General features: G+C 66.1%; 15 protein-coding genes. 9 read left to right on the forward strand and 6 right to left on the reverse strand.

What is annotated here, in order from left to right; all coding sequences use genetic code 11:
• The first annotated feature begins 47 nt into the window (after nt 1-47).
• Nucleotides 48-2,174, forward strand: coding sequence for a PPE domain-containing protein (locus ACZY1I_RS27575; RefSeq protein ID WP_463760033.1), 2,127 nt, complete (start codon nt 48-50; stop codon nt 2,172-2,174).
• Between the two features lie 11 nt (nt 2,175-2,185).
• Here the strand turns inward: ACZY1I_RS27575 and ACZY1I_RS27580 are convergent, their stop codons facing one another.
• Complete coding sequence (locus ACZY1I_RS27580; RefSeq protein ID WP_463760036.1) at nt 2,186-2,854, reverse strand: O-methyltransferase; 669 nt, start codon at nt 2,852-2,854, stop codon at nt 2,186-2,188.
• 202 nt (nt 2,855-3,056) lie between these two features.
• Here ACZY1I_RS27580 and sigE point away from each other — a divergent pair, with 202 nt between their 5' ends.
• From sigE to tatB, 4 genes are all read left to right on the forward strand, one after another.
• Complete coding sequence (gene sigE / locus ACZY1I_RS27585) at nt 3,057-3,845, forward strand: RNA polymerase sigma factor SigE (protein ID WP_463760038.1); 789 nt, start codon at nt 3,057-3,059, stop codon at nt 3,843-3,845.
• 178 nt (nt 3,846-4,023) lie between these two features.
• Entirely contained in the window at nt 4,024-4,416 is a 393-nt protein-coding gene (gene rseA, locus ACZY1I_RS27590; protein WP_463760041.1) for an anti-sigma E factor RseA, read from the forward strand.
• A 207-nt stretch (nt 4,417-4,623) separates the two neighbouring features.
• On the forward strand, nt 4,624-6,141 hold the full coding sequence (htrA, locus tag ACZY1I_RS27595) for a serine protease HtrA (protein ID WP_463760044.1): 1,518 nt from the start codon (nt 4,624-4,626) through the stop codon (nt 6,139-6,141).
• 106 nt (nt 6,142-6,247) lie between these two features.
• On the forward strand, nt 6,248-6,670 hold the full coding sequence (tatB, locus tag ACZY1I_RS27600) for a Sec-independent protein translocase protein TatB (protein ID WP_463760048.1): 423 nt from the start codon (nt 6,248-6,250) through the stop codon (nt 6,668-6,670).
• A gap of 108 nt (nt 6,671-6,778) precedes the next feature.
• Here tatB and ACZY1I_RS27605 read toward each other — a convergent pair whose 3' ends face one another.
• From ACZY1I_RS27605 to ACZY1I_RS27625, 5 genes are all read right to left on the reverse strand, one after another.
• Nucleotides 6,779-7,942, reverse strand: coding sequence for an Mrp/NBP35 family ATP-binding protein (locus ACZY1I_RS27605; RefSeq protein ID WP_463760051.1), 1,164 nt, complete (start codon nt 7,940-7,942; stop codon nt 6,779-6,781).
• Nucleotides 7,943-7,985: 43 nt separating this feature from the next.
• Nucleotides 7,986-9,422, reverse strand: coding sequence for a lytic transglycosylase domain-containing protein (locus ACZY1I_RS27610; protein ID WP_463760055.1), 1,437 nt, complete (start codon nt 9,420-9,422; stop codon nt 7,986-7,988).
• Between the two features lie 114 nt (nt 9,423-9,536).
• Complete coding sequence (locus ACZY1I_RS27615; protein ID WP_463760057.1) at nt 9,537-10,070, reverse strand: DUF1003 domain-containing protein; 534 nt, start codon at nt 10,068-10,070, stop codon at nt 9,537-9,539.
• Nucleotides 10,067-11,374 carry a magnesium transporter MgtE N-terminal domain-containing protein gene (locus ACZY1I_RS27620; protein ID WP_463760061.1) on the reverse strand — a complete coding sequence of 436 codons (1,308 nt, stop codon included), beginning with the start codon at nt 11,372-11,374 and terminating at the stop codon, nt 10,067-10,069. Before ACZY1I_RS27620 ends, ACZY1I_RS27615 begins: the two co-directional genes overlap by 4 nt.
• 188 nt (nt 11,375-11,562) lie before the next feature.
• The gene (locus ACZY1I_RS27625) at nt 11,563-12,216 is read right to left on the reverse strand and encodes a DUF4190 domain-containing protein (protein WP_463760065.1); all 654 of its coding nucleotides are present in this window, start codon (nt 12,214-12,216) and stop codon (nt 11,563-11,565) included.
• A 195-nt stretch (nt 12,217-12,411) separates the two neighbouring features.
• Here ACZY1I_RS27625 and ACZY1I_RS27630 point away from each other — a divergent pair, with 195 nt between their 5' ends.
• The 4 genes from ACZY1I_RS27630 to ACZY1I_RS27645 all read left to right on the forward strand — a co-directional run bounded on the left by ACZY1I_RS27630 (nt 12,412) and on the right by ACZY1I_RS27645 (nt 16,191).
• Nucleotides 12,412-12,927 (forward strand): YflT domain-containing protein, encoded by a 516-nt coding sequence (locus ACZY1I_RS27630; RefSeq protein ID WP_463760067.1) that lies wholly within the window; start codon nt 12,412-12,414, stop codon nt 12,925-12,927.
• A gap of 120 nt (nt 12,928-13,047) precedes the next feature.
• Entirely contained in the window at nt 13,048-14,391 is a 1,344-nt protein-coding gene (locus ACZY1I_RS27635; protein ID WP_463760069.1) for an extracellular solute-binding protein, read from the forward strand.
• 44 nt (nt 14,392-14,435) lie between these two features.
• Nucleotides 14,436-15,356 (forward strand): carbohydrate ABC transporter permease, encoded by a 921-nt coding sequence (locus tag ACZY1I_RS27640; protein ID WP_463760384.1) that lies wholly within the window; start codon nt 14,436-14,438, stop codon nt 15,354-15,356.
• A complete protein-coding gene (locus ACZY1I_RS27645; protein WP_463760072.1) occupies nt 15,346-16,191 on the forward strand; it encodes a carbohydrate ABC transporter permease in 846 nt (281 codons plus the stop codon). The genes ACZY1I_RS27640 and ACZY1I_RS27645 overlap by 11 nt, the downstream gene beginning before the upstream one ends.
• Nucleotide 16,192: the final 1 nt, after the last annotated feature.

Here is a 16,192-nt window from a genome sequence, read left to right on the forward strand (position 1 = left end):
CCGTCAGCTGGGCGACCGCTAGGCCGGCCCCACTTGCAGGGAGATCAATGAACTTCTCGGTGTTGCCGCCTGAGATCACGTCGGCGCAGATTTTCAGCGGCGCAGGGTCCGGTCCGATGGTCGCTGCAGCGACGGCCTGGGGCGGGTTGGCAGCCGAGTTGGGTTCGGCGGCGGACTCATTCGGCTCGGTCACCTCGGCACTGGCGGGAACGTCGTGGCAGGGTGCGGCTTCGTCGGCGATGCTGGCAGCGGCCGCGCCGTACACCGCGTGGTTGAGCACCGCCGCGGCCCAAGCCGAGGTGGCCGCCGGCCAGGCCAACGCGGTCGCCGCGGTGTTCGAGGCGGTACGTGCCGCCACGGTGCACCCGGAGTCGGTGGCGGCCAACCGATCTCAGTTCGTCGCGCTGGTGCGGTCGAACCTATTCGGATTCAACGCGCCGGCGATTGCGGCCGCCGAGTCGTTGTATGAGCAGATGTGGGCCCAGGATGTGACCGCGATGGCGGGCTACCACTCGGGGGTGTCCGCGGCCGCTGCGGAGTTGGCGCCGTTCCAGCAGCTGGTGCAAGGATTGAACCTGGGGATCGGCAACATCGGCACCCTCAACATCGGCGGCGGCAACATTGGCAGCTTCAACATCGGCGCCGCCAACAGCGGGCCGGGCTCGGGCGGCTTCAACAACTTCGGTTTTGGCAACTTCGGTTCGTCCAACATCGGTGCCGGCAACGGCAATGCCACCCTGGGCCTCGCCGGAGCGCCCTATCCCGGGTCGGCCACAAACAATGTGGGCTTCGGCAACATCGGTGGCTTCAACGTCGGATTGGGCAACGTCGGCACTGGCAACTTCGGGCTCGGCAACGGAAACCTGGCCGGCGCCATCGGGGGGATGCCGTCGGCGTTCAACTACGGGATCGACAACCTCGGCACCAACAACACCGGCATCGGCAATATCGGCATCAACAACATCGGCATCGGAAACGTCGGCAACAACAACATCGGCATCGGACTCTCCGGCAACAACCAATTCGGAATCGGTGGGCTCAACGCCAACAACACCGGCGGGAACTTCGGTTTCGGCAACAACGGAAGTTTCAACTTCGGCCTCGCCAACACCGGCAATAGCAACTTCGGGCTCGCCAACACCGGCAACGGCAACGTTGGCATCGGGCTGACCGGCGACAATCAGTTCGGCTTTGGCGGACTCAACTCAGGCAGCGGCAACACCGGCCTGTTCAACTCTGGGGTCGACAACTCGGGCTTCTTCAACTCCGGCGGCGCCAACTTCGGCATCGGAAACAGCGGCATCCACAATGCAGGACTGCTGAATTCGGGCTTCGGCAGCAGCGGGATCGGCAACGCCGGAGCCGTCAACACCGGCTTGTTCAACGCAGGCAGCTTCAACAGCGGATCGTTCAACGGCGGCAGTACCAATATGGGCCTGGCGAACGCGGGCAACGGCAACCTGGGTGCGTTCAACTCCGGGGGCACCGCCTTGTTCGGTCATAACGTGGGCTTCTTCAACGCCGGCAACCACAACGTGGGTTCGTTCAACGCCGGCTTCGGGAATGTCGGCTATTCCAACACCGGCATCAACAACGTCGGCGCATTCAACCCCGGAGGCAACGGCACCGATCCCGTCTTCGGGCCCGGAACCGCCGGCCTCGGCGGCAACACCGGATTCTTCAACACCGGCTTCACCAACACGGGCCTGTTCAATTCGGGCAACACGAACACTGGCCTGTTCAACGCCGGCAACGTCAATACCGGCCTCGGCTACACGAGCATCAATACCGGCAATTCCGGCTTCGGGAACTCAGGAACCGGCAACTCCGGCTTCTTCAACTCGGGCAACTTCAATACGGGGGTCAACAACACCGCCAGCGGCGGGTACGGATCGGGCATCGGCAACACCGGTGGCGGCCGCGACAATGTCGGCTTTTTCAACAACAGCGCCGGCGGCACCAACACCGGCTTCTTCAACCACGGCGACGACGGCCTGCAAGTGGGCTTCGGCAACTCCGGTGACCACGACATCGGCTTCATGAACTCGGGCTACTACAACACCGGATTCTTCAACTCGAGCCAGCACAGCTCGGGCGTAGGCAACCAGGGTTCGTATGACTCCGGCGGATTCAACTCAGGCCTAGGCCAGTCGGGGTTCTTCAGCGGAATGTAAGGGCGTTACAGCTAATCCCTGACCGCGGCCAAAATACCGTCGCCCAGCGGCACCAGCGCCGGCGTCAGCCGCTCGTCCTCGGCGATCAGTCGGGCCGCCTCGCGTACCGCAGTCACCTCGGCGTCCTGCGCCGACGGGTCACCGGCACGGCCGCCCAGCGCGGCCCGGTGCACCACGATGACGCCGCCGGATCGGAGCAAGCGCACCCCTTCGACGATGTAATCCGGCTGGTCGATGGGATCGGCATCGATGAACACCAGGTCGTAGGAATCGTCGGCGAGCCTGGTCAGCACATCCTGGGCGCGCCCGCTGATCAGCCTGGTGCGCCCCGGCCCGACATGTGCCTCGGCGAATGCCTGCCTGGCCAGCCGGACGTACTCCGGCTCGATGTCGATGGTGGTCAACACACCGTCGTCGCTCATGCCCGAAAGCAACCACAACCCGCTGACGCCCACCCCGGTGCCGACCTCGGCGACCGCCTTACCCCCGCTGAGCTTGGCCAACAGGCTCAGCAGTGCGCCAACCGAAGGCGTGATCGCACCGGCCCCACTGTCCACCGCCCGCTCGCGAACGCTGGCCAGGATCGCATCCTCGGATATCGATTGCTCGGCGTGCGCTACCAGCGAATCGGCCCTGCTGCGGGTCTCCTGGCTAGCCACGCTGTCACTGCTGCCGTCCATGACCGCAGAGTATGCCGAACGGATGGAGGCGTCGTTCAGGCGCGCCCGGTGCGGCTCGGGCCGACACGCCCGGGGTCCTTCCGCGACGCAAGTCACCGCGGCTGTTATAAGCGCTGGAAAGCGTAGGTAACAGTATGGTTTCTCAGCCAAAGCTCAGATTGCTCATATCTGACCCACACTCGGATAGGCGACGGTGAGCGTTATGGAACGCGGCGCACGGTGGAGTGAAGACGGCCGGAATAACGGCGGGAATACGGGATGGCAACTTCGCGTTTGGCCGAGTGAAGAAATGCCAACCCTGGATGGCAAGGAAAGTCCGGAGGAATTCACCATCACCACTTTGAGCCCGACCACGATGTCCCACCCCCAGCAGGTCCCAGAAGACTGGGTGGAGCCGACAGACAAGCTGCTGGGCACTGCGGTCTTCGACGCGACTGGGGACAAGGCGTCCATGCCGTCGTGGGACGAGTTGGTCCGTCAGCACGCGGACCGGGTGTACCGGTTGGCCTATCGGCTCTCCGGGAACCAGCACGACGCCGAGGATCTGACCCAGGAAACCTTCATCCGGGTTTTCCGGTCCGTGCAGAACTACCAGCCGGGCACCTTCGAGGGCTGGTTGCACCGCATCACCACCAACTTGTTCCTCGACATGGTTCGGCGCCGGGCGCGTATCCGCATGGAAGCGTTGCCCGAGGACTACGACCGGGTGCCGGCCGACGAGCCGAATCCCGAGCAGATCTACCACGACTCGCGGTTGGGGCCGGACCTGCAGGCCGCTCTGGACTCGCTGCCACCGGAGTTTCGTGCCGCGGTTGTGTTGTGCGATATCGAAGGTCTCTCCTACGAGGAGATCGGGGCGACCCTCGACGTCAAGCTCGGCACCGTGCGCAGCCGCATCCACCGCGGCCGCCAGGCGTTACGTGACTACCTGGCCGCCCATCCCGAACACGGCCGCAACATCGACGACCGTTCGGTGCACGCGGCCAGCTAGGCATCAGGTGTGGCCGAACAGTCGTTTTGGCCACCCAATGATTGCCGGCTGGTCCCAAATCCTGGGGTTTTAGGGGCTGAACATGGTTATCAGGCACCGCATCGCGCTACATTCGAACTCTGAGGGTTCTTTAAGGCAAGGTTCCTCAAGGCTGCGAACGATGCGAAGGGAGTCGGTGATGACCGACCGGGGACATGTGTTTCGGCGCGCGTTCTCCTGGCTCCCGGCCCAGTTCGCGTCGCAAAGTGACGCGCCGGTCGGCGCTCCGCGTCGCTTCCGATCCACTGAGCACCTGTCCATCGAGGCCATCGCCGCCTTCGTCGACGGCGAGTTGCGGATGAACGCGCATCTGCGGGCCGCACACCACCTGTCGTTGTGTTCGCAGTGCGCGGCAGAGGTCGACGATCACAGTCGGGCGCGTGCCGCCCTGCGCGACTCCAATCCGATCAGCATGCCTTCCTCGCTGCTCGGGCTGCTGTCGGAGATCCCGCATTACCTGCACGAGAACGTGTCCCCGCTGTCGGACACCTTCGCCGACCCTGATGCTCGTGACCAGCGGAAGCGTCGCTAGCTTGAGTTTTCGCCGTCCCAGCCCGGCTGACATGCGTCGAGCGAGTCGCTGAGTGTGGGTTCACGCCGACCGGCAGTTATCCGTGGATACTAGGGTGGACGCGACGGTGGATTCAGGGTTGTGCCGTCCTTTCCCTGCGCGCAAAGCCCGGTGACGGGCTCAACATGGGCTTGAAAACGAGCTTGTAATGGATCTAGAAGAGGAACCGTGACCTCCGACGAAGGCAAGAACAGCGGCCAGGACACCGAACGGCTCGCGCCGCGCCCCATCCAGCGGCCCGCGGTAGACCCCGCGTCGCGGCAGGCCTTCGGGCGCCCCTTCGGGCAGAAGGGGTCATTCGTCGCCGACCGGGTGCGACCCCAGAAGTTTCGGGATCAAACCGACTTCCGGCCCCACGAACAACCCGCCGACCCGGTGTTGGCGGAGGCTTTCAGCCGCCCCCTAGGCGGCGGCACCGAGACCCTGCAGCGTCACCCTGTTGACGCGGTCGCGCTGGCCAGCGAGAAGAACGGTGACCAACCGGACGAGCCGGACGATCCGTGGCGCGATCCAGGCGCTGCCGCCGCGCTGGGCACCCCGGCGGTGCCCGCGGAAGTGACCCACGCCGAGCTGCGGCACTCCGGCAAGCTCGGTGTGCGCGATGTGCTGTTCGGCGGCAAGGTTTCCTACCTCGCGCTGGCGATTCTGTTGTTGATAGCGCTGGTGGTCGGAGCAATCGGTGGCGTCATCGGCCGCAAGACCGCTGAAGTCGCAGAAGCCTTCACGACCTCCAAGGTGACGTTGTCGACCAACGGAAACGCCGAGGAGCCGGCCGGCCGGTTCACCAAGGTCGCGGCCGCGATTGCCGATTCCGTCGTGACGATCGAGGCGAAGAGCGACCAGGAGGGGATGCAGGGCTCCGGCGTCATCATCGACGGTCGGGGCTACATAGTCACCAACAACCACGTCATCTCCGAGGCCGCCAACAATCCCAGCCAGTTCAAGTTGACCGTGGTGTTCAACGACGGCAAGGAAGTACCGGCCAGCCTGGTCGGCCGCGACCCCAAGACCGACCTGGCGGTGCTCAAGGTCGACAACGTCAACAACCTGACCGTGGCCAAGCTCGGGAACTCCGACAAGGTGCGGGTGGGTGATGAGGTGATCGCGGCTGGCGCCCCGCTGGGCCTGCGCAGCACCGTGACGCACGGCATCATCAGCGCGCTGCACCGGCCTGTGCCGCTGTCAGGGGAGGGTTCGGACACCGACACCGTCATCGACGCCCTGCAGACCGACGCGTCGATCAACCACGGCAACTCCGGTGGGCCACTGATCGACATGGATTCCCAGGTGATCGGCATCAACACCGCCGGTAAATCGCTGTCGGACAGCGCCAGCGGACTCGGCTTCGCGATTCCGGTCAACGAGATGAAGAACGTCGCTCAGACGCTGATCAAGGACGGGAAGATCCAGCACCCGACACTTGGCATCAGCACCCGCTCGGTGAGCAACGCGATCGCCTCCGGCGCGCAGGTGGCCAATGTGAAGGCGGGCGGTCCCGCGCAAAAGGGCGGCATCCTGGAGAACGACGTGATCGTCAAGATCGGCAATCGCAAGGTCGCTGACTCCGACGAGGCGGTCGTGGCGGTGCGGCAGTTGAACATCGGCCAAGACGCCCAGATCGAGGTCGTCCGTGACGGTCGCCCTGTCACGCTAACCGTCAAGCCCGACGCCGACACGAGCCCGTGATGATTGCAAGCGCGGCGCAGCCGGGCGCAGCGGGTCATCACCATCCAACTCCGATGATTGCAAGCGCGGCGCAGCCGGGCGCAGCGGGTCATCACCCTCCGATCTGATGTTTGCCAACATCGGCTGGGGGGAGATGCTCGTACTCGTCGTAGTCGGGCTGGTGGTGCTTGGGCCCGAACGGCTGCCGGGCGCCATTCGGTGGACCACGAGCGCTCTGAAGCAGGCGCGGGACTACCTGAGCGGCATGACCAGCCAGTTACGGGACGACATGGGACCCGAATTCGACGACCTGCGCGGGCAACTCGGCGAGCTGCAGAAGTTGCGTGGCATGACGCCGCGCGCCGCGCTGACGAAGCATCTGCTTGATGGCGACGACTCGATCTTCACCGGCAACTTCGACCAACCGGCCGCCCAGAACGGCACCGGTCAGAATGGCGCCACCCCGGCCAAGCCGGCAGGCGCTGCCCCTACGACGCCGGGGCCGTCGGCACACCCCGACCACACCCCCTTCGACACCGACGCGACGTAGACTCTCGCGCCGGGAGCCGTCGAGTGTGTGGGCTGTGGATGAATTCGACCCGGCCCTTGTGCGTAGGCCCCCCTCGGCGTCATCGCTGCGCGTCCGGCCTCGTCGTTATTAGCCGCGGCGGGTGGTGTCCAGCCCCAGCGACATGCCCGCCAGACCGCGCCGGCGCGACGACAAGCTGTCGGCGATGGCGATCAGCTGCTTGCCCACCGGTGAGTCGGGCGCGCTGAGGACCACGGGTACACCCGAATCTCCGGAGGTCACCAGCGCCGGGTCCAGCGGCAGCTGTCCCAGCAAGGGCACGTCGACACCGATGGCCCGCGACAGACGCTCGGCGACCTGGGCGCCACCGCCCTCACCGAACACCTGCATTGTGGTGCCGTCCGGAAGCGTGAGGCCCGACATGTTCTCCACCACGCCGGCGATACGTTGACGGGTCTGTATCGCGATGCTGCCGGCCCGTTCGGCCACCTCGGCGGCGGCCAGTTGGGGAGTGGTCACCACCAGGATCTCGGCATTCGGCAGCAGTTGAGCCAGCGAGATTGCGACGTCGCCGGTTCCCGGCGGCAGGTCGAGCAGCAGCACGTCCAGATCGCCCCAGTACACGTCGGCGAGGAACTGCTGCAGTGCGCGGTGCAGCATCGGCCCGCGCCACACCACCGGCGTGTTGTCCTGGGTGAACTGCGCGATCGAGATGACCTTCACCTCGTGGGCGATCGGCGGCAGGATCATCGACTCGACCTGCGTGGGACGGTCGGTAGTGCCCATCATCCTGGGAATGGAGTGCCCGTGGATGTCGGCGTCCAGCACGCCGACGGACAAGCCGCGGGCAGCCATCGCCGCGGCCAGGTTGACGGTGACCGTGGACTTTCCGACGCCACCCTTGCCAGAGGCGACGGCATATACCCGGGTCAGCGAGGTCGGCTGGGCGAACGGGATGACGGGTTCGGCAGCATCGCCGCGCAACTGCTTGCGCAGTTCGGTGCGCTGCTCGTCGTTCATCACGTCCAGGCTGACCTGGACTGCCCCGGTGCCGGGCACGTCGGACACCGCCTGCGTCACCATTTCGCTGATTTCGGACTTCTTCGGGCAGCTGGCGGTGGTCAGGTAGATGCCGACGTGCACGCTCCCGTCGGGGCCCACGTCGATGCTCTTGACCATCCCGATCTCGGTGATGGGACGGCGTAGTTCGGGGTCGATTACTTTGGCAAGCGCGGCACGGATCGGGCGCACGAGCGGATGTGGGTTGGCAGCGTCATCTCGGGTTGCGGACATCACCGCCGAGTCTAGGCCGCTGGGTTGTGGACCGGCCGAACGGTCAGCTGACCGGCGCGAGCACCGGTTCGCCGGGGGCCGGCGGGCTGGGCTGCGCCGGACCTGCGGGCTTGGGCGCAGGCGCACCGTTGGGTGCCCGGGGTGCTGATGCGGCCGGTCCGGCGGGCGCCCCGGGAGCTGCAGGAGCAGCCGGAGGTTGTGGTGCCGGGGCGGCCGGGGGCGGTGCGAACGGGTCGAACACCGGCGGCGCGGCAGGCGCAGCCGGAGCTAGGACGATTCCGCCATTGGGGATGGGTGCACCGTTGGGAACGGGCGCCCCGGGCGGCAGCGAGTCCGGGGTCTGCGAGCTGATGCAGATCAGCGTGCACCCGGGAATGTTGGCCGGCACGGGCGCCGGTGCCTGAGCGGGCGGCAGCCACGGCCACATGGGTGTCTGGCCCATCGGGTACTGCCCCATCGGGTACTGCGAAACGATCTGCGGCTGCCCGAAGTCGATCAGCGGCATGTGTTGCCCCAGTGGGTCGTTCACGCCAAGGCCGGTGACATTGAGCGGCAGGTTCGGTCCGAGCCCTTCCGGGTGCTCGAGGTGCGCATCGCCGATCGGGGGTGGTGGGCCGGTGATCGGCGGCAGGTCCACCGGGACCACGCCGGTGGCGTACGCCGCGGCCCAGCCCAGCACGTTCTGGGCGTAGGACATCGAGTTGTTGTAACGCAGGATCGCGGACAACACCTGTTGCGGGTCGCGCAGGTTGAGCCCACCGCTGCACAGGTAACGGGCGGCGGCCAGGGTGGCGTCGAACAGGTTCTGCGGGTCGGGGATGCCGTCGCCGTCGCCGTCGGCGGCATAACGCGCCCAGGTGCCGGGCAGGAACTGCATCGGACCCATGGCGCGGGCGTACTGCACCCGATTTTCTTGGTTGCTCTGGATGATGACCTCGTTGCCGGGCAGTGAGCCGTCCAGCGATGGGCCGTAGATCGGGGTGGTGGCGGTGCCGCGCGAGTCGGTAGCGCCACCGTTGGCATGCATCGACTCGATGCGCCCGATACCTGCGAGCAGGTTCCAACTGACCCCGCAGGCCGGTTGGGCGCCCGCCATCTTCGTCTCGGCATTCCGGTACGCCGACAGGGCCATGATCGGAATGCCCAGTGCGCCAGGCGTATTCACGATGGTCGGCGGCGGCGGCGCGGAGCTGGTGGCCGACGCGACGTGAAAGCTGGTCGGGACTCGCCGGATGGAGATGACCGTCGGGCCGGACAGGTCGATTCGGGGGGACGGGCCCACCGCGGCGACGGGCGTGATTGCGGTGCGGAACGGTTCGTTCTTACCGTGGAAGGTCGGCGCTGCGGCGCCGACCGCACTGGCGAGGATCAACGGGGAAATCATGGCGACGCCGAACGCAGGCGTCCGCGTCACGCGGACAGCCTGCTGTCGCACCGTTGTGACAGCCGGGTTAGTGCCCCAGCGTCCCCATATGCGCACCGCGACCGTCCTCAGATTTTGTGAGTTGCCGGGAAAAACATCTGCTTAGCTTCGTGAACTAGATCACCATACATAACTCTCGTCACTCGAGATGCGCAATGGCGGACTAGGTTCTCAGCTCGTTTTCTTAGCACGTCGCTTGGGTGCGTCCGACACCCGAGTCGGTCCAGCGTCCGCCTGCAGGTTCTCCAGCAGCGATCGCAGGTCCTCCAGTTCGTGGCGCAGGTAGTCACGAGTCGGGACCTCGCCGATGGCCAGTCGAAGGGCCGCCAACTCGCGCGCGAGGTACTCGGTGTCGGCCTTGGTCTGCGATGCGCGGCGACGGTCCTCTTCCAACGCGACCCGGTCGCGGTTCTCCTGCCGGTTCTGGGCCAGCAGGATCAGTGGAGCCGCGTAGGCCGCCTGGGTGGAGAAGGCCAGGTTGAGCAGGATGAACGGGTAGGGGTCCCACCGCCATTCCGCGGCGATCAGATTGAGCGCAATCCAGATGATGACAAATACTGTCTGTAACAGCAGGTAGCGGCCGGTTCCGAAGAACCGCGCGATCGACTCGGTGAACTGCCCGACCGTCTCCGCACTCACCCGCGGCGTGAATCGGCGCGATGTTTTTGGCGTGCTGAGCCGGCGCGGGGTTGCTGGATTGCTCACTGGTCTCCTCCCGAACGCGGCGGGCGGCCGGCCGGATCCTGCTGCTGCACGTCGACGCGCCAATCGTGGGGCAGTAGATGATCGAGTAGGTCATCCACGGTCACCGCGCCCAGCAGGTGGTTCTGGTCGTCGACCACCGGACCGCAGACCAGGTTGTAGGCCGCGAAGTATCGAGTGACCGCAGCCAGTGGGGTCTCCGGGGTGAGGGTGAGTAAATCGGTGTCGACGACTCCGCCGAGGAGTTCGGACGGCGGCTCGCGTAGTAGCCGTTGCATATGCACGCAGCCCAGGTAGCGGCCGGTTGGCGTGGCTGTCGGTGGTCGCGCAACGAACACCATCGACGCCAGCGCGGCAGTCAGGTCGGGATCGCGGAGCCGGGCCAGCGCCTCGGCGACCGCGGTGTCCGGGGTGAGCACCACCGGATCGGACGTCATCAAACCGCCCGCCGTGTCGGGGGAGTGCTTGAGTAGCCGTCGCACCGGGTCGGAGTCATCGGGATCCATCCGGGTGAGCAGAACCTCGGCGTCGCTTGGATTCAGCACGCCGAGCAGGTCGGCGGCGTCGTCGGGATCCATTTCCTCGAGTACGTCGGCGGCGCGATCCGTGCCCATCTGCGCCAGCACCTCAGCCTGATCCAACTCGGGCAACTCCTGCAGAATGTCGGCCACTCGGTTGTCGTCGAGTGCCTTGAAGACTTCGTAGCGGCGCTTGGTCGGTAGTCCGCGGATGGCGTCGGCGACATCGACCGCCCGCCTTCCCTCGAACTGGTTCAGCAGTTGAGCAACCGCCTGACCGGGCATGGCCAGCGCCGACGGTGTCAGCCCGCGCACGTTCTGCCAATCCACCACGTGCACCGGGCCACGTCGTCGCAGCCGCCGCTGGGTGCGGACGGCCACCCTGGTCACCACCCAGTCCCGCGTTCGGTTCTGCTCGATACCCAGGTCAGCCACCACGACGTCGAGGCCGGACAGTTCGGGCAGGGCGGGGTCGCTGACCCGGACCTGAGTGTCGAGCACCTGACCCATGGCCAGCACCTCGCCGGGGCGCTGTTCGAAATGGCGCAGCGAGACGTTGCCGGTGCGCAGCGTGACCGCGTCGGGTTCGATCGCGGCGACTCGAAGAATCGGTATGAAGATGCTGCGGCGGGTGGCCAGGTCGACAACGAGCCCCAGCACCCGGGGCTGTGCCTGGACGATGCTGATGCTGATCACCACATCACGGACCCGCCCGAAGGATTCACCGAGTGGACCAAGCACCATCATGCGTGGCAGGCGCGCCACGTACACCCTGTCGACGGAACCCATGACTCAAGAGCGTAGGCAGCGGCCCGCGGTACGGCAGCCTGGGGCGGGATCGTCCGCGGCGGGAACAGCCTGCTATTTGCGATCGCAAGCGCGGCCGTGACGATCGCAAGCGCGGCCGTGACGATTGTAAGCGCGGCGGATCGTCACAACAGATGTAGCCCGGGCGCCGCGGGTCGCGACGCGGGGACCTACTGACCCGCGCTGACAGCCATGACGACGAAATAGACGAGCACGGTCGCAACACTGAGCACGATGCCCGCAATTGCCAGGCCATAGCCGTCTTCGCGGGTCTGCTTGATCTGGTTGAGCCCGATCGCGCCGCACACGATGCCCACGATCGAGCTAACGCAGCAGAAGATGCCGATGATGGCCGATACCAGCGAGATGATCGCCATCGTGTTCATGCCGGACTGCAAAGTGCCGTAGCCGCCATAATCCGTCGGCGGGTAGTAACCGCCGGGATACGCATCGGGGTAGCCGCCCGGCATCGCGCCGTAGGGACCCGGCATGGGTGGTGGCGGCGGATACGGTGTGCCGCCGCCGAAGGGCGGGAAGCCGTCGGGTGCGCCGTACGACTGATAACCCGGGGGCGGGTAGCCGGACGGCGGATAGGTGGGATAGCTGACCGCCGGGTCGGACGGGTAACCGCCCGGGTACGGCAGTGGAGGCGGGTAGCCGGGCAGCGGGTGGTCCTGGGTGGCGGGATAGTCCGCCACCGGCGCAGCCGCCGGGGATGCCCATGGCGCATCGGAAACTGGCTGGTCAAGAGGCTGATCGCCGGCCCAGGGGGATGCGGGCACGCCGTCGCCGCCCTCGCCGGAGGAGCCGCCGGGAGCTGTCATGGTGATCAACCTAACCTATGGGCTGATACCGGGTACGGCCGCGAACCGGTCGCCCGCGGCAGCCGCTGCCAGCGCAAATGTGCGACTGGCGGGCAGTCGGGATGTGTATTGCATAGTCGCCCGCAGTGTGTCGGAATAGTGCGCTGTGGTGGTGGTAATGGAACGATATGCAAGGCAGGAGGAGAATCAGTACCGATGACTAGCCCATTTCAGCCCGGACAGACGCCAGCGAGTGGGTCGGCGGCGCGCCGCAGTGTGCCCGCATTGCCGACCCCGCCCAAGGGCTGGCCGGTCGGCTCCTACCCCACTTACGCCGAAGCGCAGCGTGCCGTCGACTTCCTGTCCGAACAGGAGTTCCCCGTCCAGCAGGTGACGATCGTCGGTGTCGACCTCATGCAGGTAGAGCGGGTGACCGGCCGGTTGACCTGGGGCAAGGTGCTCGGCGGCGGCGTGATCAGCGGAGCCTGGCTCGGCCTGTTCATCGGGGCGGTGCTCGGCTTCTTCAGCCCGAGTCCGTGGGGCGCTCTGGTCACCGGCTTGGTCGCAGGAGTTTTCTTCGGACTGATCACGTCGGCGGTTCCGTACGCCATGGCGCGCGGCACCCGGGATTTCAGTTCGACGATGCAACTGGTGGCCGGACGCTACGACGTGCTCTGCGATCCACAGAACGCGGAGAAGGCGCGAGATCTGCTAGCCCGCCTGGCGATCTGACGCTGGGGGGCGGAGGGCTTGCGGGGGGCGGGGATTTTGCCGGGGCCGCGTTTGCAGAATCGTCGCGGCAGACTGTGGCGGTGCGGGACGGCTGCGCTTGCGGCCCTGCTCGTCGCGTCCATGGCTTCGGCCTGCGGTTCCGGCAGCAACGGCCTGGTGATCAGCTTCTACACTCCCGCCACTGACGGAGCAACCTTCGCCGCGGTCGCGCAAAGGTGCACGCAACAAGCCGGCGGCCGCTACAGCATCCAGCAGATCAGCCTGGCCAGATCGCCCGATGAACAGCGGCTCCAGTTGGCCCGGCGGCTGACCGGAAACGATCACACCATGGACGTGATGGGCCTCGACGTGGTGTGGACGGCAGAGTTCGCCGAGGCGGGGTGGGCGCTGCCGTTGTCCGACGACCCGTCCGGGCTGACCGAGACAGATGCCGCCGCCGATACCCTGCCGGGTCCGTTGCAGACGGCCACCTGGGGCGGCCGACCGTATGCCGCTCCGGTTACCACCAACACCCAATTGCTCTGGTACCGAACGGACTTGGTGCGTCAACCGCCGCGTGACTGGGCCGGCATGGTGGCTGAGGCGACCCGGCTGCACGACGCGGGCCAGCCCAGTTGGATCGCAGGGCAGGGCAGCGAGGGCGAAGGACTGGTGGTGTGGTTCAACACCCTGCTGGTCAGCGGCGGTGGCCAGGTGCTCGCCGAGGACGGGAAGCGGGTCACCTTGACCGACACTCCCGAACACCGCGCCGCGACAGTGGCAGCGCTGCGAATCATGAAGTCGGTGGCAACCGCGCCGGGCGCCGACCCGTCTTTCACCCGCGGCAACGAAAGCACCACCCGGTTGGCGGTCGAACAGGGCAAAGCCGCGCTCGAGGTGAACTGGCCCTACGTGCTGGCCTCCATGCTGGAGAACGCGGTAAAGGGCGGGGTGCCGTTCCTGCCGCTCAACCGACTTCCCGAGTTGGCCGGCAGCGTCAACAACGTCGGCACTTTCGCACCCAGCGACGAGCAGTTCGAGATCGCCTACGCGGCCAGCCAGAAGGTGTTCGGCTACGCCCGATATCCCGCGGTGTTGCCCGGCCGCCCGGCCAAGGTGACCATCGGTGGGCTGAACCTGGCGGTGGCCAGCACTACCCGCCATCGCGCCGAGGCTTTCGAAGCCGTCCGTTGTCTGCGGAACCTGCAGAACCAGAAGTACATCGCGATCCAGGGCGGGTTGCCGCCAGTGCGCACCTCGGTGTACTCCGACCCGCAGTTCCAGGCCAGATATCCGATGTACGGCACGATTCGCCAGCAGCTCACCGATGCCGCGGTGCGACCTGCGACGCCCGCGTACCAGGCGGTGTCGTTGCGGCTGGCGGCAGCGCTGAGCCCGGTCAACAGGCTCGACCCGGAGCGGACGGCCGACGAACTCACCGCCGAAGTCCGCAAGGCCATCGACGGCAAGGGCCTGCTCCCGTGACCAGTCGTGCCGGGCATCACCGTGCCGGTGCCGCGGGGCCGACGATCCACACACGCAGGACGCCGACGATCCGTGTCGGCCGGGACAAGCTGAAGATCAGTTCCGAGCGGCGCCTGGCGTACCTGCTGATCGCCCCGGCGGTGACGCTGATGCTGGCGGTCACGGCCTATCCGATCTGTTACGCCGTATGGCTGAGCCTGCAGCGCAACAACCTGGCCACCCCCAATGACACCGCGTTCATCGGGCTGGACAATTACCAGACCATCCTCACTGACCGGTACTGGTGGAGCGCGCTGGGCGTGACGCTGGGCATCACCGTGGTCTCGGTGACCATCGAGTTCGTGCTCGGATTGACGCTCGCGCTGGTGATGCACCGCACCCTGATCGGCAAGGGACTGGTGCGCACCGCGGTGCTGATCCCGTACGGCATCGTGACCGTGGTGGCGTCCTACAGCTGGTACTACGCCTGGACGCCGGGCACCGGATATCTGGCAGATCTGCTGCCGGACGGGAGTGCGCCACTGACCCAACAGATTCCGTCGCTTGCCGTGGTGGTGCTCGCCGAGGTGTGGAAGACGACGCCGTTCATGGCCCTGCTGCTGTTGGCCGGATTGGCGTTGGTTCCCGAGGACCTGCTCAAGGCGGCCCAGGTCGATGGTGCGGGTGCCTGGCAAAGGTTGACGAGGGTCACCCTGCCGATCATCAAGCCGGCGGTCGTGGTGGCGCTGCTGTTCCGGACGCTGGACGCATTCCGCATCTTCGACAACATCTACGTGCTGACCGCGGGCGACAACGACACCGGTTCGGTGTCGATTCTGGGCTACGACAATCTGTTCAAGGGTTTCAGCGTTGGACTTGGCTCGGCGATCAGCGTGCTGATCTTCCTGTGCGTGGGGATCATCGCGGTGATCTTCATCAAGCTGTTCGGTGCGGCCGCGCCAGGGGGCGACGCCGATGCCCGGTAACTTCGAACCAACTGCCGCACGGCGCACCACTTTCTGGGTGGTGGTCGACACCATCGTGGTGGTGTACGCCATGCTGCCGGTGCTGTGGATATTGAGCCTGTCGCTCAAGCCGACGTCAATGGTCAAGGACGGCAAGCTGATTCCGTCTTCAGTGACCCTGGACAACTATCGGGGCATCTTCCGGGGCGATCTTTTCAGCTCGGCGTTGATCAACTCGATCGGAATCGGGTTGATCACCACCGTGATAGCGGTGCTGATCGGGGCGATGGCGGCCTATGCTATTGCGCGGCTTGAATTTCCGGGCAAGCGATTGCTGATCGGTGTGACACTACTGATCACGATGTTCCCGGCGATCTCGCTGGTGACGCCGCTGTTCGATATCGAACGCGCGATCGGGCTGTTCGACACCTGGCCCGGGCTGATCCTGCCGTACATCACCTTCGCGTTGCCGCTGGCCATCTATACGTTGTCAGCGTTCTTCCGCGAAATCCCAAAGGATTTGGAGAAGGCGGCGAAGATGGACGGGGCGACGCCGGGGCAGGCGTTGCGGAAGGTGATCGCGCCGCTGGCGGCGCCGGGCCTGGTGACCGCGGCGATTCTGGTCTTCATCTTCGCCTGGAACGACCTGCTGCTGGCGTTGTCCCTGACCGCCACGAAGGCTGCCGTCACCGCGCCGGTCGCGATCGCCAACTTCACCGGCAGTTCTCAGTTCGAGGAGCCGACGGGATCGATCGCGGCGGGGGCGATCGTCATCACCATTCCGATCATTGTCTTTGTTCTGATCTTCCAACGACGGATTGTCGCCGGGTTAACCTCTGGGGCTGTGAAGGGATAGC

This window comes from Mycobacterium sp. IDUB_37, from assembly GCF_055419245.1.